Genomic DNA, 342 nt, shown 5'->3' with positions numbered 1-342 from the left:
AAACGTTGTAACACTCAAGCCAGCAAAGAAAACCATCACCAGCAAACCACGCCGCCTGTCTTACTCCAGCTTTACCGGAGAGCCGGGAATCAGCGACACGACAACGATTATTGTCGAGGGATTGCTAACCGCTGGCGTGTGCTACCTGTACGGCGCGAGCAAGTCTTATAAGTCATTCTTTGCCGTTGGCCTGTGCGGAGCTATCACCAAGAAAACGGACTACTTCAACGGGCGGCGCATTGCAGGCGGTAACGCGCTGTACATCGCAGCAGAAGCACCCAAAACGCTAACCGCTCGTCGTTTCGCATGGGCGCAAGAGCACAACAACGGGCAACCGCTCCC

1 protein-coding gene is annotated in these 342 nt (G+C 55.3%); it reads left to right on the top strand.

What is annotated here, in order from left to right:
* On the top strand, positions 1-342 hold a 342-nt coding region (locus QP437_RS09795), incomplete at both ends, for an AAA family ATPase (RefSeq protein ID WP_285267706.1).

It is taken from the genome of Haemophilus sp. UMB1048, from assembly GCF_030218125.1.
In the GTDB taxonomy this organism is placed as follows: Bacteria; Pseudomonadota; Gammaproteobacteria; order Enterobacterales; family Pasteurellaceae; genus Haemophilus_D.
This window is presented reverse-complemented; position numbering and strand designations above follow the sequence as displayed.